This window comes from Streptomyces sp. T028, from assembly GCF_048159505.1.
GTDB lineage: Bacteria > Actinomycetota > Actinomycetes > Streptomycetales > Streptomycetaceae > Streptomyces.
Window position 1 is genome coordinate 16,872 of record NZ_JBLRVZ010000029.1, and the last position, 19,313, is coordinate 36,184.

Annotated in this window: 16 protein-coding genes and 1 pseudogene; 4 read left to right on the forward strand and 13 right to left on the reverse strand. The window is 71.1% G+C overall.

Annotation, left to right across the window (positions count from 1 at the left end; all coding sequences use genetic code 11):
* Nucleotides 1-25 precede the first annotated feature (25 nt).
* The 5 genes from glgB to ACLZN2_RS26835 form a co-directional block, all read right to left on the reverse strand.
* Nucleotides 26-2,239: a 1,4-alpha-glucan branching enzyme gene (glgB, locus tag ACLZN2_RS26815; RefSeq protein ID WP_416981664.1), complete on the reverse strand. Its 2,214-nt coding sequence runs from the start codon at nt 2,237-2,239 to the stop codon at nt 26-28.
* Between the two features lie 4 nt (nt 2,240-2,243).
* Nucleotides 2,244-3,605: a maltokinase N-terminal cap-like domain-containing protein gene (locus ACLZN2_RS26820; RefSeq protein WP_416981665.1), complete on the reverse strand. Its 1,362-nt coding sequence runs from the start codon at nt 3,603-3,605 to the stop codon at nt 2,244-2,246.
* Nucleotides 3,606-3,633: 28 nt separating this feature from the next.
* Nucleotides 3,634-5,352, reverse strand: a complete 1,719-nt coding sequence (treS, locus tag ACLZN2_RS26825; protein WP_416981666.1) for a maltose alpha-D-glucosyltransferase — start codon at nt 5,350-5,352, stop codon at nt 3,634-3,636.
* Between the two features lie 32 nt (nt 5,353-5,384).
* Entirely contained in the window at nt 5,385-7,328 is a 1,944-nt protein-coding gene (locus tag ACLZN2_RS26830; protein ID WP_416981668.1) for an alpha-1,4-glucan--maltose-1-phosphate maltosyltransferase, read from the reverse strand.
* Between the two features lie 158 nt (nt 7,329-7,486).
* Complete coding sequence (locus ACLZN2_RS26835) at nt 7,487-7,786, reverse strand: DUF5133 domain-containing protein (protein WP_416981669.1); 300 nt, start codon at nt 7,784-7,786, stop codon at nt 7,487-7,489.
* Nucleotides 7,787-8,012: 226 nt separating this feature from the next.
* Here ACLZN2_RS26835 and ACLZN2_RS26840 point away from each other — a divergent pair, with 226 nt between their 5' ends.
* Nucleotides 8,013-8,525: a pep a2 gene (locus ACLZN2_RS26840; protein WP_416981670.1), complete on the forward strand. Its 513-nt coding sequence runs from the start codon at nt 8,013-8,015 to the stop codon at nt 8,523-8,525.
* Nucleotides 8,522-10,669, forward strand: a complete 2,148-nt coding sequence (gene glgX, locus ACLZN2_RS26845) for a glycogen debranching protein GlgX (RefSeq protein ID WP_416981671.1) — start codon at nt 8,522-8,524, stop codon at nt 10,667-10,669. The genes ACLZN2_RS26840 and glgX overlap by 4 nt, the downstream gene beginning before the upstream one ends.
* Nucleotides 10,670-10,708: 39 nt before the next feature.
* Here glgX and ACLZN2_RS26850 read toward each other — a convergent pair whose 3' ends face one another.
* Entirely contained in the window at nt 10,709-11,536 is an 828-nt protein-coding gene (locus ACLZN2_RS26850) for a VOC family protein (RefSeq protein ID WP_416981672.1), read from the reverse strand.
* 113 nt (nt 11,537-11,649) lie between these two features.
* Between ACLZN2_RS26850 and ACLZN2_RS26855 the strand changes: the two genes are divergently transcribed.
* On the forward strand, nt 11,650-11,985 hold the full coding sequence (locus ACLZN2_RS26855) for an ANTAR domain-containing protein (protein ID WP_416981674.1): 336 nt from the start codon (nt 11,650-11,652) through the stop codon (nt 11,983-11,985).
* A 39-nt stretch (nt 11,986-12,024) separates the two neighbouring features.
* On the opposite strand, the gene ACLZN2_RS26860 is transcribed toward ACLZN2_RS26855, so the two are convergent.
* Complete coding sequence (locus tag ACLZN2_RS26860; protein ID WP_416981675.1) at nt 12,025-12,831, reverse strand: RNA polymerase sigma factor SigF; 807 nt, start codon at nt 12,829-12,831, stop codon at nt 12,025-12,027.
* Nucleotides 12,832-13,269: 438 nt separating this feature from the next.
* On the opposite strand from ACLZN2_RS26860, the gene ACLZN2_RS26865 reads away from it, so the two are divergent.
* Nucleotides 13,270-13,788 carry a hypothetical protein gene (locus ACLZN2_RS26865; protein ID WP_416981677.1) on the forward strand — a complete coding sequence of 173 codons (519 nt, stop codon included), beginning with the start codon at nt 13,270-13,272 and terminating at the stop codon, nt 13,786-13,788.
* A gap of 13 nt (nt 13,789-13,801) precedes the next feature.
* Here the strand turns inward: ACLZN2_RS26865 and hemC are convergent, their stop codons facing one another.
* The 6 genes and pseudogenes from hemC to ACLZN2_RS26895 form a co-directional block, all read right to left on the reverse strand.
* Nucleotides 13,802-14,737 (reverse strand): hydroxymethylbilane synthase, encoded by a 936-nt coding sequence (gene hemC / locus ACLZN2_RS26870; RefSeq protein WP_416981679.1) that lies wholly within the window; start codon nt 14,735-14,737, stop codon nt 13,802-13,804.
* Between the two features lie 115 nt (nt 14,738-14,852).
* A complete protein-coding gene (locus ACLZN2_RS26875) occupies nt 14,853-15,629 on the reverse strand; it encodes an NPP1 family protein (RefSeq protein WP_416981681.1) in 777 nt (258 codons plus the stop codon).
* Between the two features lie 155 nt (nt 15,630-15,784).
* Entirely contained in the window at nt 15,785-16,768 is a 984-nt protein-coding gene (locus ACLZN2_RS26880; RefSeq protein ID WP_416981682.1) for an ATP-dependent DNA ligase, read from the reverse strand.
* 67 nt (nt 16,769-16,835) lie between these two features.
* On the reverse strand, nt 16,836-17,279 hold the full coding sequence (locus ACLZN2_RS26885; protein ID WP_416981683.1) for a hypothetical protein: 444 nt from the start codon (nt 17,277-17,279) through the stop codon (nt 16,836-16,838).
* A 91-nt stretch (nt 17,280-17,370) separates the two neighbouring features.
* Nucleotides 17,371-18,060, reverse strand: coding sequence for a response regulator transcription factor (locus ACLZN2_RS26890; protein ID WP_416981924.1), 690 nt, complete (start codon nt 18,058-18,060; stop codon nt 17,371-17,373).
* Nucleotides 18,061-18,147: 87 nt separating this feature from the next.
* Nucleotides 18,148-19,263, reverse strand: a pseudogene (locus tag ACLZN2_RS26895) (sensor histidine kinase); the annotation flags it as partial.
* Nucleotides 19,264-19,313 lie beyond the last annotated feature (50 nt).

A 19,313-nucleotide genomic window follows, 5' to 3' on the forward strand; every position in this document is an offset into this window, starting at 1 on the left:
CCCGACTGCCCCCTGACATGTTTCCTCACATGGACGACGGCCGCAGCCACACCGTGGCCAGCGGTGGCAGCGTGAGCACCAGCTCCCCGTTCGCCGCCTTGACCGGATCGGCGTGGACGACGTCACCGCCGCCGTACCGTGCCGCGTCGGTGTTGAGGACCTCCTCCCACACCGGCGCGTCGCCGGGAACGGACAGGAGGTGGTCGTGGCGGACGACCGGCGAGAAGTTGCTCACCGCGAGCAGCGGAGTGCCGCCGGTGCCGTCCGCGCCGTACCGCAGGAACGCGAAGACGTTGTCGTCGGCCGCGTCCCCGAGCACCCACCGGAACCCGCCCGGGTCGGTGTCGCGCTCCCACAGCGCCGGCGTCGCCCGGTACAGCGTGTTCAGGTCACGCACCAGGTCCCGTACGCCCCGGTGATCGCCCGCGGACGCGTACTCGGGGTCGAGCAGCCACCACTCCGGACCGTGTGCCTCGGACCACTCGGCCCCCTGCGCGAACTCCTGCCCCATGAACAACAGCTGCTTGCCGGGATGGGCCCACATGAACCCCAGATACGCCCGGTGGTTCGCCCGCCGCTGCCACCAGTCGCCGGGCATCTTCGACACCAGCGCCTGCTTGCCGTGCACCACCTCGTCGTGGGAGATCGGCAGCACGTAGTTCTCGCTGTACGCGTACACCATCGAGAAGGTCATCTCGTTGTGGTGGTACTTGCGGTGCACCGGTTCCTTCGCCATGTACTGCAGCGAGTCGTGCATCCAGCCCATGTTCCACTTCAGGCCGAAGCCCAGCCCGCCGCCGTCGGTCGGCCGGGTCACCCCGCTCCAGGCGGTCGACTCCTCCGCGATCGTGACAACCCCTGGGTTCCGCCGGTACACGGTGGCGTTCATCTCCTGAAGGAACGCCTTCGCGGCCAGGTCCTCGTTCCCGCCGAAGACGTTCGGCTCCCACTGCCCGCAGTCCCGCGAGTAGTCCAGGTAGAGCATCGAGGCGACGGCGTCCACGCGCAGCCCGTCGACATGGAACTCCTCGCACCAGTAAGTGGCGTTGGCGACCAGGAAGTTGCGCACCTCGGTCCGCGCGTAGTCGAACTCGAACGTCCCCCAGTCCGGGTGCTCGGCCCGCCGCGCGTCCCCGGGCTCGTATAGCGGATCCCCGTCGAACCGGGCCAGCGCCCAGTCGTCCTTGGGGAAGTGCGCCGGCACCCAGTCCACGATCACCCCGACACCGGCCCGGTGCAGGGCGTCCACCAGGTACCTGAAGTCGTCCGGTGTGCCGAGCCGGGCCGTCGGCGCGTAGAAACCGGTGACCTGGTAGCCCCAGGAACCGGCGAAGGGGTGGTGGGCGACCGGCATGAACTCCACATGCGTGAAACCGAGGTCGGTGACGTACGCAGGAAGCTCCTCGGCCAGCTGCCGGTACGTCAGCCCCGGGCGCCAGGACGGCAGATGGACCTCGTAGACCGAGAACGGCGCCCGGTGCACCGGGACGTCACCCCGGTGCGCCATCCACTCCGCGTCGCCCCACTCGTGGTGCGAGGCGTGCACGATCGACGCCGTGTCCGGCGGGACCTCCGCCTGCCGCGCCATCGGGTCGGCCTTCAGGAAGCGGCCGCCGTGCCGCGAGGTGATCTCGAACTTGTACCGGGTGCCCTCACCGATACCGGGCAGGAACAGCTCCCACACCCCGGCCGCGCCGAGCGACCGCATCGGGAACGCGGTCCCGTCCCAGCAGCAGAAGTCACCCGCCACCCGCACCCCCTGGGCGTTCGGCGCCCATACCGTGAACCGGGTGCCGGCCACCCCCTGGTGGGTCATCGGCTCGGCGCCCAGCGCCCGCCACAACGCCTCGTGCCGGCCCTCCCGCACGAGATGCAGATCGAGGTCGCCGAGCGCCGGAAGGAACCGGTACGGGTCCTCCACCGCGCGCGAATCGCCGTCGTACGACACCAGCAGCGTGTACGCGGGCACCTCCTCGAGCGGCAGTACGGCGGCGAAGAGGCCGTCCTCCTCCGAGGCGAGCGGGGTCGCCGCGCCGTCGACCAGCACGCTCACCGAGTCGGCGAAGGGCCGCAGCGCGCGGAACAGTACGCCACCCGGTACCGGGTGGGCGCCCAGCAGGGCGTGCGGGTCGTGGTGGGCGCCCGACAGCAGGCGTGCTCGGTCGGCGGCGTCGAGCGCGGGCGCCGCGAGCGGCCGGGGACCGGCGGCCTCGGGGGGAGCGGTGTCGCGCAGGGCCATGGGGTCAGCCTCCTCGGACGGCGAGACGTTCGATCGCCGCCATGGGTACGGGTAGCCAGTCGGGCCGGTTACGGGCCTCGTACAGCACTTCGTAAACGGCGCGATCCGTCTCATAGGCACGCAGAAGCGCGTGCTTCTTGCGCGGATCCCAGCCCGCCCGGGCCGCGTAGCCCGCGCAGTAGGCCTCCCGGCAGCGCCGCGCCCACTCCGGCCGCCAGGGCCGCCGCTGGCGGGCCGCGTAGTCGAAGGAGCGCAGCATGCCGGCGATGTCCCGGACCGGGGAGTGGGCGAGCCGCCGCTCGGCCAGCGGCCGGGACGGCTCGCCCTCGAAGTCGATGACGAACCAGTCCCGCCCGGCCCGCAGCACCTGCCCCAGGTGCAGATCGCCGTGGATGCGTTGGGCGGGCGGCCCCTGGTCGCAGACGGCGAGCGAGGCGAACGCGGTGGTCAGACCCGGGACGAACGGCCGCAGCGCCGGCACGTGGTGCGCCGCCGCCTCCAGGCGCTCCGTCATCGCCGCCGCCGTACGCCCGTCCTCCGCGTCCGGACCGGCCGGCAGGGCCGCCGCGAGCGCCAGGTGGACGTCGGCCGTCGCCCGGCCCAGCTCCTCGGCCTCCGCCGTGAACTCCTCGCCCCGGGCCAGCGCCTGCAACGCCAGTGTCCAGCCGTCCGCCGCGTCGGGCAGGAACGGCTGTAGCACCCCGAGGGTGGCCTCCTGGGGATGCGTGGTGCGGAACCAGGCCACCGGCGCGGGGACCCGCCCGCACCCCTGCCCGGCCAGCGCCACCGGCACCTCCAGATCCGGGTTCACCCCCGGCTGGATACGCCGGAAGATCTTCAGGATGTACGCGTCGCCGTACACCAGCGAGGTGTTGGACTGCTCGGCCTCCAGCAGCCGCGGCGCGAGCCCGGCGGGCAGCGACACCGACGGATCCGACTCGAAGCACAGCGGACCGAGCGGGCCCGGGTGCCGCATCCGCTCCAGGAGCAGTTGCGCCGACCGGGGGTCCTGCAGCGCGTCATGGACCGTGAGCCCGGCCAGCGGACCGTCCTCGACCCGTCCGATGAGGGCCCGGCCGAGCCGCGGCGACAGATGCTCCTGCAGACCGAGGAGCAGCTGGTAGCAGTCACCGGCCGGGGGAGTGCCGCCCGGGGTCGGCACCCCGGACTGGCCGGCGTGCACGAGCAGATGGAGACATCCCGGGTACAACTCCGTCATCGACAGCATGCGCAGATCGGTGAGCGGCCGGTCCTTCCCGGCGAACCAGCGCTGTCGGGGCAGCCACTCGCGCAACAGCGCGACGAGCGGCCCCCCGGAGCGGAAGGCGTTCGCGGCGCTCGGCCTGAGCGGGGCGGTCTTCGTCACGGTGACCCATCCTTTCCTCGGCGCACGCTCACAGGCGTCGGCCGACCCGGGCCGCGGCTCGGGCGAGCCGGAACCAGTAGAAGCCGTGCCCGGCCAGCGTGAGCAGGTACGGCAGCTCGCCGATGGCCGGGAAGCGCACCCCGCCGAACAGCTCGACGGGATGGCGTCCGTCGAAACGGCGCAGGTCGAGTTCGGTGGGCTGGGCGAAACGCGAGAAGTTGTGCACACACAGCACCAGGTCGTCCTCATATTCGCGCAGGAACGCGAGAACGGCCGGATTCGAGGACTGCAGCTCGGTGAACGTGCCGAGCCCGAAGGCGGGGTTCTGCTTGCGGATCTCGATCATCCGGCGCGTCCAGTGCAGCAGCGAGGACGGATCGGCCATCGACGCCTCGACGTTGGTGACCTGGTAGCCGTAGACGGGGTCCATGATGGTCGGCAGACAGAGCCGTCCCGGGTCGCAGGACGAGAAGCCGGCGTTGCGGTCCGGTGTCCACTGCATCGGGGTGCGGACGGCGTCGCGGTCGCCGAGCCAGATGTTGTCGCCCATGCCGATCTCGTCGCCGTAGTAGAGGATCGGCGAGCCGGGGAGTGAGAGCAGCAGGGCGGTGAACAGTTCGATCTGGTTGCGGTCGTTGTCCAGGAGGGGAGCGAGCCTGCGCCGGATGCCGATGTTGGCGCGCATCCGCGGGTCTTTGGCGTATTCCGCGTACATGTAGTCGCGTTCCTCGTCCGTGACCATTTCGAGGGTGAGCTCGTCGTGGTTGCGGAGGAAGATGCCCCACTGGCAGCTGGAGGGAATGGCCGGGGTTTTCGCGAGGATTTCGGAGACGGGGTGGCGGGATTCCCGGCGGACGGCCATGAAGATGCGCGGCATGACGGGGAAGTGGAACGCCATGTGGCATTCGTCGCCGCCGGAGGCGTAGTCGCCGAAGTAGTCGACGACGTCCTCGGGCCACTGGTTGGCCTCCGCCAGGATCACCGTGTCCGGATACATCGCGTCGATCTCGTGGCGCACCCGCTTGAGGAACGCGTGGGTGGCGGGCAGGTTCTCGCAGTTCGTGTCCTCGGCCGCGTACAGGTACGGCACCGCGTCCAGCCGGAACCCGTCGATGCCGAGGTCCAGCCAGAAGCGGAGAGCGGCCAGGACCTCCTCCTGGACGGCCGGGTTCTCGTAGTTGAGGTCCGGTTGGTGGGAGAAGAAGCGGTGGAAGAAGTACTGCTTGCGGACGGGGTCGAAGGTCCAGTTGGAGACCTCGGTGTCGACGAAGATGATGCGGGCGTCGCCGTACTGTTTGTCGTCGTCGGCCCACATGTAGTAGTCGCCGTAGGGCCCGTCGGGGTCCTTTCTCGACTCCTGGAACCACGGGTGCTGGTCGCTGGTGTGGTTCATGACGAAGTCGATGATCACGCGCATACCGCGTTGGTGGGCGTGGTCGACGAATTCCACGAAGTCGGCGAGGTCGCCGAATTCGGGGAGGACGGAGGTGTAGTCGGAGACGTCGTACCCGCCGTCGCGGAGCGGGGACTTGAAGAAGGGCGGGAGCCAGAGACAGTCGACACCGAGCCACTGGAGATAGTCGAGTCTGGCGGTGAGGCCTTTGAGGTCGCCGACGCCGTCGCCGTCGCTGTCCTGGAAGGAGCGGACGAGGACCTCGTAGAAGACGGCGCGCTTGAACCAGTCGGGGTCGCGGTCCTTCGCGGGGGTGTCCTCGAACGTGTCCGGAACGGGTGAGTTGACGGTCATGGCGGTCTGGGGCCTCCGATCTGCGGTGCGGGTCACCGGACGTGGAACACGTGGGCCGGCCTCGTGCCGGGCTCCAGGCGCACGTAGTTGCTGCGGCCCCAGGCGTAGGTCTCACCCGTCAGCTCGTCGTGCACCGACAGGAACGCCTGCTGGTCCGGGCCGAGTTGGGACAGGTCCAGCGAGACCGTGGCCTCCTGGGTGTGGTGGGGGTCGAGGTTGACGACGACGATCACCGTGTCCGCCCCCGTGCGCTTGCTGTAGACGAGGACGGAGTCGTTGTCCGCGTGGTGGAAGCGCAGGTTCCTGAGGTGGTGCAGCGCAGGATGGTTCCGCCGGATCTCGTTGAGGCGGGTGATGAGGGGCGCCAGCGTGTCGGGGGTGTCCCAGTCGCGTGGCCTGAGCTGGTATTTCTCGGAGTCGAGGTATTCCTCGCTGCCGGGGCGCAGGGGGGTGTTCTCGCAGAGTTCGTAGCCGCTGTAGATGCCCCAGGTGGGGGAGAGGGTGGCGGCGAGGACGGCGCGGACGGCGAAGGCGGGCTTGCCGCCGTGCTGGAGGTAGGCGTGGAGGATGTCGGGGGTGTTGGTGAAGAGGTTGGGCCGCATGTAGGAGGCGGTGTCCCCCGAGAGGTCGGTGAGGTACTCGGTCAGTTCCTGTTTGGTGTTGCGCCAGGTGAAGTAGGTGTAGGACTGCTGGAAGCCGATCTGGGCGAGGGTGTGCATCATCGCGGGGCGGGTGAAGGCCTCGGCCAGGAAGATGACGTCGGGGTCGGTGCGGTTGATGTCGGCGATGACGCGTTCCCAGAAGAGGACCGGTTTGGTGTGGGGGTTGTCGACGCGGAAGATGCGTACGCCGTGGGTCATCCAGTGGCGCAGGACGCGGAGGGTCTCGGTGGTCAGGCCGTCGAGGTCGGTGTCGAAGGCGATGGGGTAGATGTCCTGGTACTTCTTGGGGGGGTTCTCGGCGTGGGCGATGGTGCCGTCGGGGCGGTGGTGGAACCACTCGGGGTGTTTGTGGACCCAGGGGTGGTCGGGGGAGCACTGCAGGGCGAAGTCGAGGGCGGTCTCCAGGCCGAGGGTGCGGGCCTGTTCGACGAACCAGGTGAAGTCGTCGAGGGTGCCGAGGTCGGGGTGGACGCTGTCGTGGCCGCCTTCGGGGGAGCCGATGGCCCAGGGGACGCCGACGTCGTCGGGGGTGGCGTGCAGGGTGTTGTTGCGGCCCTTGCGGAAGGTGGTGCCGATGGGGTGGATCGGGGGGAGGTAGATGACGTCGAAGCCCATGGCGGCGATGGCGGGCAGCCGCCTCGCGGCGGTGCGGAAGGTGCCGTGGGGCTGCTCGGGAGTGCCCTCGGAGCGGGGGAAGAACTCGTACCAGGAGCCGTACAGGGCGCGCTCGCGCTCGACCAGCAGCGGCAACGGCTCGGAGACGGTGACCAGTTCGCGCAGCGGATACCGGGCGAGGACCGTGTCCACCTCCGGAGTCAGTGCCGCCGCCAGCCGGGTCGCGACCGGCAGCGAGTCGTCGCCCAGGGCCCGAGCCGCCTTCAGGACCGTCGTACGGGCCCGGCCCTTCGGCACTCCGGCAGCGGCGCGCTCGTGGAGTCGGGCGCCCTCCTCCAGGACCAGCCCCACGTCGATACCGGCCGGGACCTTGATGCCCGCCGTCCGGCGCCAGGTGGTCACCGGGTCGCTCCAGGCCTCGACGGCGTAGGTCCAGCGGCCCGGCGCGTCCGCGGTGACCTCGGCGCCCAGGCGGTCGCTGCCCGGGGCGAGTTCACGCATCGGCGTCCACGGACCGCGCCGGCCCTTGGGCCCGCGCAGGACCACGTTGGCGGCCACCGCGTCATGGCCCTCCCGGAACACGGTCGCCGTCACCTGGAAGCTCTCCCCCGGGACCGCCTTGGCCGGGCGTCTGCCGCCCTCCACCACGGGCCGCACGTCGCGGACCGGGATCCGGCCGATGACAGGGGTCGGGCTCATTCGTCTCACCTTCGTTGTGCTCATGGCCGGGCTAACGGCCGGATCGGCCGCGCGGTTCTGCGCCGGGTCGTCCGTCCGGTCCGCAGCCGGGCCTGTCGTCGTGTGGTGCGCCGGGCCCGCCGCCCGGCTCCCGTTCCCGGACCGGAACGGGCCCGCCGTCACAGCGCCGCCGCGGAGAGCCGGGCCACCGCCCTGCCCCCGCGACGTACGGCCCCGCTCGGCCGCGGCCGAGCGTCCTGCTCCTGCAGGTAGACGGCGAGGGTGGTGCGCAGATACCGCTCCGCCGCGTCCGCGGCCTCGCGCGCGCAGCGCTTTCCCATGAGCACACACAGGGTGTAGCCCGAGTCCTCGAAGGTGGCCCGCACCGCGCGGTCGGCCGGGGACGCGAGCATCACGCGCTCCCACGCCCGGTACCGCCGCAACTGCCTGGCGACCTCGGTCTTGGCCGGTAGCAGCATGACGCAGTCACCTTTCGGGCTCGACGAATGTTTCACTCATGGTGCACGCGCCGCCACCCAGCGTCTTGTTGGATCTTCAATCACCTCGGAGTGCGCTCGTGTTGCACGAATGGACTAACGCCCGCACTGTGGGAGGTGACTCAGAAGCGATCAGCGCTCACCCTCCGTATATTCGGCCCGCGAGGCCCTACGGAGCGGGAGCCTCGCCGGTGAGGAGCCAACGACGATGAAGACCGCAGTGCCCTGCTACTACCACCTCGACGTGGACGTCAGTCCCGAGCGCGTCGGGCAGGTCGGCCGGATCCTGGCCGCCCATCTGAGGTACTGGGACCTCGAGACCCTCGTCGCCCCCGTCTGCGGCGGCGCCGGGATGCTGTTGAACGCCATCGACGAGCACGCGACCGACAAGTCCCTCTCGATCGAGATGTGGTGGAACGGCCAGCATCTGATCACGGCCGTCGGCGGCAACGACCGTGAGCTGCGCCCGGACCAGGATCTGCGGAGCTGCCTGGAGCGGATCGCCGCGATGAGCGACGGCTGGGGCTGCTGCGCCACCGACACCGGCGCCAAGGTCATCTGGTTCTCGCAGCGCGCCCGTTCCGGCGAGCGCGTCCCGCTGGTCCCGACCGCGCCGGCGCCCAGCCTGCGCGAGGGGCGCCCGGTGCCCCGCGCACTCCCGGTGGCGGCGTTGGCCGCACCGGCGGCCGAGGAGTCCGGGGTCCTGGAGGACGCCCGGTGACCTCACCGCCGTACCGGAACGCAGGGGTGCCCGCCTGGAGCGGGCACCCCTACCCCTTGGGTGCCGACTTCGACGGGATGGGCACCAACTTCGCGCTGTTCAGCGAGGTCGCCGAGCGGGTCGACCTGGTGCTCGTCGAGGACGACGGCAGCCACCGGACCGTCCCGCTGACCGAGGTCGACGGCTTCGTCTGGCACGGTCAGCTGCCGGGCGTCGGCCCCGGACAGCGTTACGGCTACCGGGTGCACGGCCCCTGGGACCCGGCCGCCGGACACCGCTGCAACCCGGCGAAACTGCTCCTGGACCCCTACGCACGCGCCGTCGACGGGCAGACCGACAACCACCCCTCCCTCTTCGAACGCGCCGGGGACGGCCCCGACCCCGCGGACAGCGCCGGGCACACCCTGCTCGGTGTGGTCACCGACCCCGCCTTCGACTGGGGCGACGACACCCCGCCCCGGCGCTCGTACGCCGACACCGTGATCTACGAGGCCCACGTCCGAGGACTGACCCGCACCCACCCGGACGTCCCGCGCGCCCTGCGCGGCACCTACGCCGGCCTCGCCCACCCTGCGGTGACCGAGCACCTCACCACGCTGGGCGTGACGGCGATCGAGCTGATGCCGGTCCACCAGTACGTCCAGGACGGCGTGCTCACCGACCGCGGCCTGTCCAACTACTGGGGCTACAACACCATCGGCTTCTTCGCGCCGCACAACGCCTACGCCGCCCACGGCACCCGGGGCCGGCAGGTCACCGAGTTCAAGGAGATGGTGAAGGCTCTGCACGCGGCCGGCCTCGAGGTGATCCTCGACGTCGTCTACAACCACACCGCCGAGGGCAACCAGAAGGGTCCCACGCTCTCCTTCCGCGGCATCGACAACGCCTCCTACTACCGGCTGGTGGACGGCGACTGGTCCCACTACTACGACACCACCGGCACCGGCAACAGCCTGCTCATGCGCCACCCGTACGTGCTCCAGCTCATCATGGACTCGCTGCGCTACTGGGTGACCGAGATGCACGTCGACGGCTTCCGCTTCGACCTCGCGGCCACCCTGGCCCGGCAGTTCCACGAGGTGGACCGGCTGTCGGCGTTCTTCGACCTGATCCAGCAGGACCCGGTGATCAGCCGCGTCAAGCTGATCGCCGAGCCCTGGGACGTCGGTGAGGGCGGCTACCAGGTGGGCAACTTCCCGCCGCTGTGGTCGGAGTGGAACGGCAAGTACCGCGACGCCGTACGGGACTTCTGGCGGGCCGAGCCGCACTCGCTCGGTGAGTTCGCCTCCCGGCTGACCGGCTCCTCCGACCTGTACGCCCACAGCAGGCGCCGCCCGCGCGCCAGCGTCAACTTCGTGACCGCGCACGACGGTTTCACGCTGCGCGACCTCGTCTCGTACAACGACAAGCACAACCAGGCCAACGGCGAGGGCGACCGCGACGGCGAGAGCCACAACCGGTCCTGGAACTGCGGGGTGGAGGGCGGGACCGACGACCCGGCCGTCCTGGCACTGCGGGCCCGCCAGCAGCGCAACCTCCTCGCCACGCTGCTGCTCTCCCAGGGCATCCCGATGCTGAGCCACGGCGACGAACTCGGCCGCACCCAGCGCGGCAACAACAACGCCTACTGCCAGGACAACAAGGTCTCCTGGATCGACTGGCGGCTCACCGACGAGCAGCGCCGGCTCACCGGCTTCTGCCGCCGCCTCGTCGCCCTGCGCGCCGCCCACCCCGTGCTGCGCCGGCGCCGCTTCTTCCGCGGCGAGACCGTCACCCACGCCGGACAGCCGTTGCCCGACCTGGTCTGGCTCCAGCCGGACGCCCGCGAGATGCGCGACCGCGACTGGCTGCGCTCCGACGCCCACAGCGTCGGCGCCTTCCTCAACGGCGACGCCATCGCCGAACCCGACCACCGGGGCCGTCCGGTGGTGGACGACTCCTTCCTCCTGCTCTTCAACAGCTACTGGGAACCGGTCCCGTTCCGCCTGCCCGGCGCGGCCTACGGCGAACGCTGGACGATCTGCGCGGACACGGCGGAGCCGGACGAGGCCCGAGACGAAACGGAGTACAAGGCAGGCGCAGAACTGACTCTGGAACCCCGCAGCCTCATCGTCCTGTCCAGGCCCCCACGCCGCTCGGAATGAGGGGGCGCGCAGCGCCCCCTTCGGCCCCCCTGCGGAGCGTTATCGTTGACGACGCGACGTCACCGTGAACTGCGCCCCATCCGGATCCCGAAGAATCGCCTCCTCCTCCGACTCCCGCAGCACACTCCCCCCGTGCTTCTCCGCGGCCCGCGCACACCCCGCAACATCGCCGACGGCGAAGTGGACCTGCCAGTGCGGCCGGATCGTCGGATCGGGTGCCGCCTCCAACGCCCCCGACTCGATCCGGGCCACGACATCCCCCCCGCTGCGCAGCACGACCTCGCCGCCCTCGTACCGGACCTCGCAGCACCCGGGCCGGTCCGTGGCCCAGTCGAGGATCTCGCCGTAGAAGATCGCGGAGTCGAAGGCGTCACGGGTGTGGAGCCTGATGAACGAGGGGGCCGCCTGTCGCCACGCCTCCCAGTTGCCGATCAGTTTGCCCTCCCAGACGCCGAAGGTCGCACCCTCCCGGTCGGCCAGCAGCGCCGCCCGGCCCGGCGGCAGCGAGATCGGCCCCACGGCCACGGTCCCACCGCGCTCCCGGGTGCGGGAGGCGGCCTCGTCGGCGCTGGGCACGGCGAAGTACGGCGTCCACGCCACCGCCATCTGCCACATCGCGGCGACGGCGGCGATCCCGGCGACCGGGACGTCGTCGACCAGCGCGGTCCGGAAGTGGCCGCCCAGTGTGCCGCGCCGCCACCGCCAGCCGAGGACGGCTCCGTAGAACTCCTGGGTGGCCTCCAGGTCGCGGCTGGTCAGGCTCACCCAGCAGGGCGCGCCGAACACGGCGTGCGTGGAGAGGACCTCTTTCGCATCGTGGGATGCGCCACGGGCTGCACCATGGGCTGAGGACGGGTGATCGTTCATGGGGGCTCGCGTTCCTGTCTGCCGGCCGTTGGCCGACGGCCGGCGGCTCTCCTCCAGTGTCCGGCCGGTAGCGGGGGCGGCGCCTGCCGAGGAGCCGGTGGCACGATGGAGTGGTGGCACGAGTACCGCGCGAACCCGGCGACGAAACGGCCCGGATCCTCCAGCTCCAGCAGGAGGTCGACCAGCTGAAGGAAGCGGTCGCCTCGCATGCCGTGGTGGACCAGTCGATCGGTGTGATCGTCGCGCTCGGGCGAGTGACGCCGGACGAGGGATGGGTGATCCTCAAGGAGGTCTCGCAGCACACGAACATCAAGTTGCGCAATGTCTCGGAGCTGATCCTCATCTGGGGGCGCAGCGGAGAGATGCCCGAGCAGATCCGGGCGGAGCTGGAGGCCCTGCTGGACCAGCACGGCCCGACCCAGATCCCCGGCGCGCCGCCATTGGAGTGACCACCGGTCCCGGAACCGGGTGACTCAGAACCGGGTGACTCAGAACCGGGTGACTCCGTTCGCCTCCGGCACGACCTCCTCGCGCAGCCGTGCGAAGCAGCTGCTCAGCAGCCGCGAGACGTGCATCTGGGAGATGCCGAGCCGCTCGGCGATCGTGCTCTGGGTCATGCCCTGGAAGAACCGCAGATAGAGGATCGTCCGCTCGCGCTCCGGCAGGGCCCGCAGGCAGGGCGCCACGGCGACACGGTCGACGACGGTGTCGTAACCGGGGTCGTGGTCGCCGAGGGCGTCCGTGAGCGCGTAGCCGTCGGTGCCGGGCATCTCGGCCTCCAGCGACAGCGCGGAGAAACACTCCAGCGCCTCCATGCCGGTGTGCACCTCGTCCTCGCTGAGCTGCGCGTACGCGGCGATCTCGGCGACGGTCGGCGCCCGGCCGGGGGTCGTCTGGGCGAGTTCCTTCGTGGCGTGCCGTACCCGGTTGCGCAGGTCCTGGACCCGGCGCGGCACGTGCAGCGTCCACATGTGGTCACGGAAGTGACGCTTGATCTCCCCGGTGATCGTCGGCACCGCGTACGCCTCGAAGGCGCGACCTCGGCCGGGGTCGTAGTGGTCGACGGCCTTGACCAGTCCGAGGGCCGCGACCTGGTACAGGTCCTCCAGCGTCTCGCCGCGGCCGCGGAAGCGGACGGCGATCCGCTCGGCCATCGGCAGCCACAGCCGGACCAGTTCGTCCCGCAGGACCCGGCGTTCAGGCCCGTCGGGCAGGTCGGCCAGTCGTTCGAACGACTCGGTGGTGTCCGGGGCGTCGTCGTGGGGGTGCTGCCTGGTTCTGACGGTGGTACGCATCACGCGCGCCTTCCCGAGGAGGTGCCGGAAGAGGGGCACCGAAGGATGGGACGGGCACCGTGGAAGACGCGCGCTCGGACGGATTCGGCGATCGCCCGGGGCGGCCCGCTCGGCGGGGATCCCACGGACGTGCCTCCGGTCCGAAGCACTTCCCTGCGCATTCCCATCGGGGAGCGGCCTGAAACAATTAGCCCGTTTATTTCCTGTATATCCAGTTATGGCCGGCTCGCCCGTTGATCATGCCGCTGATCTTGGCCGCGACGTGATGTGCGGCACGCCCGCGGATCGCCGCTCGGCGGCCTTCGGCGGATTCTTCCTGCGCACGGCTTGATCGACGATCAAAAGGGGTGAACCCCCTGGCCACAGCGCATTCTGCTCATTTGACAGTGCGCTGAGCGCACGGATAGGAAGCAGCCGGTAGAAGTCGAGAGGTGGACTGTGGACGAGCCGAACGTGGTCGGGGACTGGCAGGAGTACGACGAGCATGCCGGTCTGCGGGTCCGTGTCCACCGACTGGAGCAGTCCGAGCCGCCGCGGGGCCGAGACGACGCGGCCGAGGGACTGACGTACTTCTGTCTGCGGGTGACCGTCGAGAACCGCGGCGCCGGACACTCCACCATCCACCTCGAGGACGGCCAGATCGACGTACGGGTCGGGCCCGAAGGCGAGAGCGCGTTCATCGACTGGCGCAACTCGCAGTTCATCGAGGGCTTCGACGTCTACCCGCTGCGCCGTGCCACCGCCGTCCTCTACGCCGCCGGCCCCGAGGCCGCGCTCGGCCAGGTGGACGTGCAGATCCAGCTGCGGGTCGACGACGACTGGGCCGACCGCCGGCTGTGGACCGGCGGCATCGGACTCCAGGACGGGGCCCTGCCGGCGGGGCAGGGACGCGACAGCCTGGCCCGGCAGGTCAGCAACTTCCTGCGGGACCAGGCGGCCGAGGAGGGCACCGCCTGAGGGTGCCGGGGAATCAGTGCGGGATGCCGTCGATGATCTCGCGGGCACCCTGACGCAGCAGCGCCACCGCCACCGAGGTGCCGAGCGTCGCCGGGTCGAGCCGGCCCGCCCATTCGTGGGCGTTGAGCCGCACCTTGCCGTCGGGGGTGAACACACAGGCCCGCAGGGACAGTTCCCCACTGCGGTCCACCCGCGCGAACCCGGCGATCGGGCTGTTGCAGTGGCCCTGCAGCACATGCAGGAACATGCGCTCCGCCGTGGCCTCCCGGTGGGTGGCCGGGTCGCCGAGCCCGCTGACCGCGTCGATCAGGTCGGTGTCGCCCTCGCGGCACTGCAGCGCGAGGATGCCCGCGCCGATGGGCGGCATCATCGTGTCCGGCGACAGCACCTCGCTGATCACGTCCGTGCGGCCGATGCGCTCCAGACCGGACACCGCGAGCAGCAGCGCGTCCGCCTCGCCCGCCGCCAGCTTCTCCAGACGCCGGTTGGCGTTGCCGCGGAACGGCACGCACTCCAGCTGCGGGTGCGTGGCGGCCAGCTGGGCGATCCGGCGCACCGACGAGGTGCCGATCCGGGTCCCGTCGGGCAGCTCGTCGAGGGTGAGCCCGCCCGGGTGGATCAGCGCGTCGCGGATGTCGTCGCGCTTGAGGAAGGCGGCGAACACCGTGCCCGCGGGCAGCGGCCGGTCGGCCGGCACGTCCTTGACGCAGTGCACCGCCAGATCCGCCTCACCGGCCAGCAGCGCCGCGTCCACCTCCTTGGTGAACGCGCCCTTGCCCTCGACCTTGGACAGATCGCCCATCCACTTGTCGCCGGTCGTCTTCACGGGGACGACCTCGGTGCGGACCCCGGGATGCAGGTCGGCCAACTCGGCACGGACACGCTCCACCTGGGCCAGCGCCATGGGGGAGTCACGGGACACGATGCGGATCAGTTCCGGAACGGACATGCGGGACACGATAGACCCTCGCGCCCCGCATTCAGCACCGCTTCCCGGTTTCGGGCCCCGCGTCACGGTGTGAACCGTGGCCCGAACGGGTAGAACGGACCGTTCCGTACCGCCCTCACGCGTTGGGGTCGAAGGCGATCCCCGACGGCTTCGCCGACGTCAGGTGGGCGGTGAAGTTGGCGTCCTTGAGGCCGAAGTTGGCGCTGCCGAAGTCGTAGGCGACCAGCTTGTCGCGCACGCCCGACGGGTAGCCGTTCCAGCCGACCAGCGGCGGGTACTGCCAGGTGTGCTTGTCGTTCTCCGGCGGCTCGTCATTGGAGTTGCCCAGCCGGAAGCAGTGCGTGCTGATGCCGTCCTTGTGGTAGACGATCTTCGCGTGCGTGCCCTCGAAGCGGACGCTGGAGGCCGCGCTGACCGTGAACGAGCCGTGGTTGGACGTCGACACGTACTGGACGGTGCCGTTCTGCACCCAGACCACGACGTGCTCCCAGTCGTGCCGGTGCCCGCCGATGCTGCTGTTCGCGAGGGCCTGGTCCTTCTCGAAGTACAGGCCGTACATGTACGCACACCAGCCGTTGTTGCACTTGTAGCGCGAGTAGCTGTTGGTGTTGTCCAGGTCGGACGCGTCGTGGCAGTCGCCGCTGAGCGAACCGGTCGGCTTCAGACCGCCGTTGACGGTGCCGTCGGGGCCGATGGCCGGGGTGGAGTAGCAGCCGTCCGTGTCGTAGTCGAACGCGGGCTGGTACGTCAGTTCGGCCGCCTCGGCGTTCTGCGGCAGCGCCGACGGGGGAGCCGCGAAGGCGACCGAGGGGACGGCGAGCACGAGGGCGGCGGCACCGGTGAACCCGATGAGCCATCTCCTGCGGTGGGCCTTGAACGTAGATGACGACACTGCGTCCTCCTCGTGATCCTGGGCGCAGCCGAACGGCTGTGGGGGAAGGGGGAGTTGAAGGAAGCTCAGCTTCCACGTTTTTCGCTCCCAAGCCAAGGGGTCGCAGGCGTATCAGTGGTGAAGCGCAGCCCAACAGTTGGCCATTCGGTGCCGTGTCATGCGGAGTTGTCCGGAAGGTCGGCGGCCGACTCCTCCGGTGTCAGGTCCGTTCGCAGTCGCAGCCACGAGGGCTGGCGCAGCAGCCCGGCCCGGGTCCGGGTGCTGTAGCGGACCTCGCCGACCAGCCGGGGCACCACCCAGCGGGCGCCGACGGCCGGGGGCACGGCGTCGAAGGGGCACTCGTCGGTGGCCCCGGCCCGCAGCAGCGCGGCGAGTTCGGTGCGCTCGGCCTCGCTCCAGCCGGTGCCCACACTGCCGACGTACCGCAGTGCGCCCGCCGCGGTCCGCTGCCCGACGAGGACCGCCCCGGGCAGCCCGGTCAGCCGCCCCCTCCCCGGCGACCAGCCGCCCACCAGCACATCGGCGGTAAGCATGTTGCGGATCTTGATCCAGGCCCGGGAGCGCACCCCGGGCTCGTACACCGAGTCCAGCCGTTTGCAGACCAGCCCCTCCAGACCGTGGACGCGGGTCGCCTCCAGGGCCTCGCGCCCGTGTCCGACGAGCGCGCCCGGCGTCGACCAGAACGGCCCCTCCAGACCGAGCGCCTCGAGACGCGCCCTGCGTTCGGCGTAGGGCACCCGCAGGAGCGAGTCGCCGCCGAGGTGCATGACGTCGAACAGCACGAGGTGCACGGGCACCGCGGCCGCCATCCGCGCCGCCCTGACCGGTGCCTGCACCAGCCCCATCCGGGACTGCAGCAACTGGAAGTCGGCCCGGCCCTCGGCGTCCAGCGCCAGCACCTCCCCGTCCAGGACGGCGGCCGTCGCTCCGAGCGCCCCGCCCAGCGGCCGTAGTTCCGGATAGGCCCCGGTGATGTCCTGCCCCGACCGGGCCCGCAGCCCGACCGTCCCGTCCCCGGCGAGATACACCACCGCCCGCTGCCCGTCCTGCTTGGTCTCGTAGGCCCAGCGCGCGTCCTGGGCGGGCGGCGGCAGCTGTCCGGGCGTGGCGAGCATGGGCGGGATGAGGGGGAGCGTCACGGGTGAGTTGTCGACCTCCGCGCCCCGCACCACGCGCCCGGCCGGGCGGTTTCCCCCGAACAGCGGCTCAGTCGCCCGAGCAGCCGAAGATGCCGAGGTGGCTCGGCCGGTCGCCGGTGTAGAGGAGGACGTACCGGCCGGTCCAGCGCATGGCGCACTCGGCGCTCAGCGCGGGCCCCGAGTCATACACCTCCCGGAACCGTCGCGGCGAGGGTCTGTCCGTGCCGAAGTGGTGTCTCACCCGGTCCGCGGCGAGCGGGCGCAGGGTGTTGTGGTCCTCGACGGCGTGCTCGTCGGGCGCTTCGGCCGTGTCGACGACGTGCGGGATGTCGAGGATCGAGTGCGTTCCCTCCTCGCTCATGAACTCCGCGTCCGCCCAGAGTTCCTCCAGGCTCGCGTACGTGTCGTCGCCGCCGTACTCCCGCGCGAACTCCTCGGCGTGCAGTGCCCCCAGGGACTCCTCCACGCCGCCCGTGTACGGAGTGACGTAGTCCCAGCAACTCGCGCCCATCGCGCCCCCCTTGCCCTCGGTGAACCATCCGCTGATCGCAAAGGTAGGACACGGCACTGACAACGGGCTCCCGGCTCCCCGGCGACGGCCGTCAGCTCTCCGTGCCCGGCGGGGGCGGGGCCTGGACCAGGCCCGTCTGGTAGGCGATGACGACCAGTTGGGCGCGGTCGCGGGCGCCGAGCTTGGTCATCGCCCGGTGGACGTGGGTGCGCACGGTGAGGGGGCTGACGAAGAGCTTCCCGGCGACCTCCTCGTTGGAGTGACCCTCGGCCACCCAGGCCATCACCTCGCGCTCACGGGCGGTCAGCGCGGTGAGATCGGCGGGGACGGCGAGCCGGGCGCCCTCCGCCGGGGACGCGAGGAAACGGGCGATCAGGGAGCGGGTGGCGGGCGGGGAGAGCAGGGACTCGCCGGCGGCGACCGTACGGATGCCGTCGAGGAGCGCGTCGGCGGTGACGTCCTTGCCGAGGAACCCGCTCGCGCCCGCCCGCAGCGCCCGGGCCACGTACTCGTCGATCTCGAACGTGGTCAGGATCAGCACGCGGGTGCCCGACAGCGCGGGGTCCGCGCAGACGGAGGCGGTCGCGGCGAGCCCGTCGGTGCCGGGCATGCGGATGTCCATCAGGACCACGTCCGGGTGGTGGCTGCGGGCGAGCTCGACCGCCTCGGCGCCGTCGGTGGCCTCGGCGACCACCTCCATGTCGTCGCAGGAGTCGATCAGGATCCGGAAGGTGGCCCGCAGCAGGGCCTGGTCGTCGGCGAGGAGCACGCGGATGGTCATGGGGTCCGTTCTCGGGGTGTCGGGGTACGGGGGGAGGCGGGTGGTGACCTGGAAGCCGCCCTCGGGACGGTGCCCGGCCTGGAACGAGCCGCCCACCGAGCGGGCCCGCTCGCTCATGCCGATCAGACCGAAGCCCGGGCCCGCCCGGCCGTCGCCGGCGGAGGGCACGGCGGTGCCGTCGTCGGTGACCGTGATCGTCAGCCGGTCGCGGCCGAACCTCAGCCGCACGTGCGCCGTGCGCGCCGCCGCGTGCTTGGTGACGTTGGTCAGCGCCTCCTGCACGATGCGGTACGCCGTCAGATCCACCCCGGGCGTGAGCGGCCGTGCCGTTCCCTCCAGGGCGACCCGCACGTCCAGGCCCGCCGAGGCGTACGACCGCGTCAGCTCGGACAGCTGTCCGAGACCGGGACACGGGGCGAGCGGCGCCGCGCCCTCGTCCGCGTGGCGCAGCAGGCCAACGGTCGCCTTCAGCTCGCGCAGCGCCGAAGACGTCGTACCCGTGAGGTCCTCCAGGAGCCGTTGCGCCTGGTCGGGACGGGTGCGGGCGAGACGGGCCGCCGTGCCCGCCTGGGCGTTGGCCAGGGCGAGATGGTGGGCGACGACGTCGTGCAGCTCGCGCGCGATGCGCACCCGCTCCTCCACGACCCGGTGCCGCGCCTCCTCCTCCCGGCCGCGCTCGGCGTACTCGGCGCGCGCCTGGACGGCCTCCACGTACCGCCGTTGCAGACGCACGAGACTGCCGGTGACTACCGGGAACAGCAGCCAGATCACCGGGCCGACCGACTTCATCACCCAGGGGTGGGCGACCGGATCCAGGACCAGGGCCGCCGGGACGATCAGCGCGACGGCCGAGACACAGCAGCGGCGGGTCGTGCGGCGGCGGGTGGTCACCGCCACCCGGTACAGGGCGACCAACGTCGGCCCCAGCAGCAGCGGGGTGATCAGATGGCCGAGCGCGCTCACGCCCGCCACACAGCACGCCGTCACCGCCACGGTCGTACGAGGCCGGGTGTGCTGCCACAACAGCAGCGTCCCGCAGGCGACGGCCGCGAGGGCGATCGTCGGGACGGTCGTGTCCGGCTGGTCCGAGCGGGGCATGGTGCTCTCGCTGCCGAGGAGGAAGGCGGCGAACAGCAGGGCCGCCGTCATCGTGTCCACGGTGCGGGCGTGACCGTCCGCGTAGCGCTGCCAGCAGGTGAGCATCGGTTCTCCGGTCGGGGCCGGCCCCAGGGCGGGCGATGCCCGTCGCGGCC

Coding starts and splice junctions, on each gene's coding strand:
- glgB (WP_416981664.1), bottom strand. CDS start 2,239: ATGGCCCTGCGCGACACCGCTCCCCCCGAGGCCGCCGGTCCCCGGCCG.
- treS (WP_416981666.1), bottom strand. CDS start 5,352: ATGACCGTCAACTCACCCGTTCCGGACACGTTCGAGGACACCCCCGCG.
- ACLZN2_RS26830 (WP_416981668.1), bottom strand. CDS start 7,328: ATGAGCCCGACCCCTGTCATCGGCCGGATCCCGGTCCGCGACGTGCGG.
- ACLZN2_RS26835 (WP_416981669.1), bottom strand. CDS start 7,786: ATGCTGCTACCGGCCAAGACCGAGGTCGCCAGGCAGTTGCGGCGGTAC.
- ACLZN2_RS26840 (WP_416981670.1), top strand. CDS start 8,013: ATGAAGACCGCAGTGCCCTGCTACTACCACCTCGACGTGGACGTCAGT.
- ACLZN2_RS26850 (WP_416981672.1), bottom strand. CDS start 11,536: ATGAACGATCACCCGTCCTCAGCCCATGGTGCAGCCCGTGGCGCATCC.
- ACLZN2_RS26860 (WP_416981675.1), bottom strand. CDS start 12,831: ATGCGTACCACCGTCAGAACCAGGCAGCACCCCCACGACGACGCCCCG.
- hemC (WP_416981679.1), bottom strand. CDS start 14,737: ATGTCCGTTCCGGAACTGATCCGCATCGTGTCCCGTGACTCCCCCATG.
- ACLZN2_RS26885 (WP_416981683.1), bottom strand. CDS start 17,279: ATGGGCGCGAGTTGCTGGGACTACGTCACTCCGTACACGGGCGGCGTG.
- ACLZN2_RS26890 (WP_416981924.1), bottom strand. CDS start 18,060: ATGACCATCCGCGTGCTCCTCGCCGACGACCAGGCCCTGCTGCGGGCC.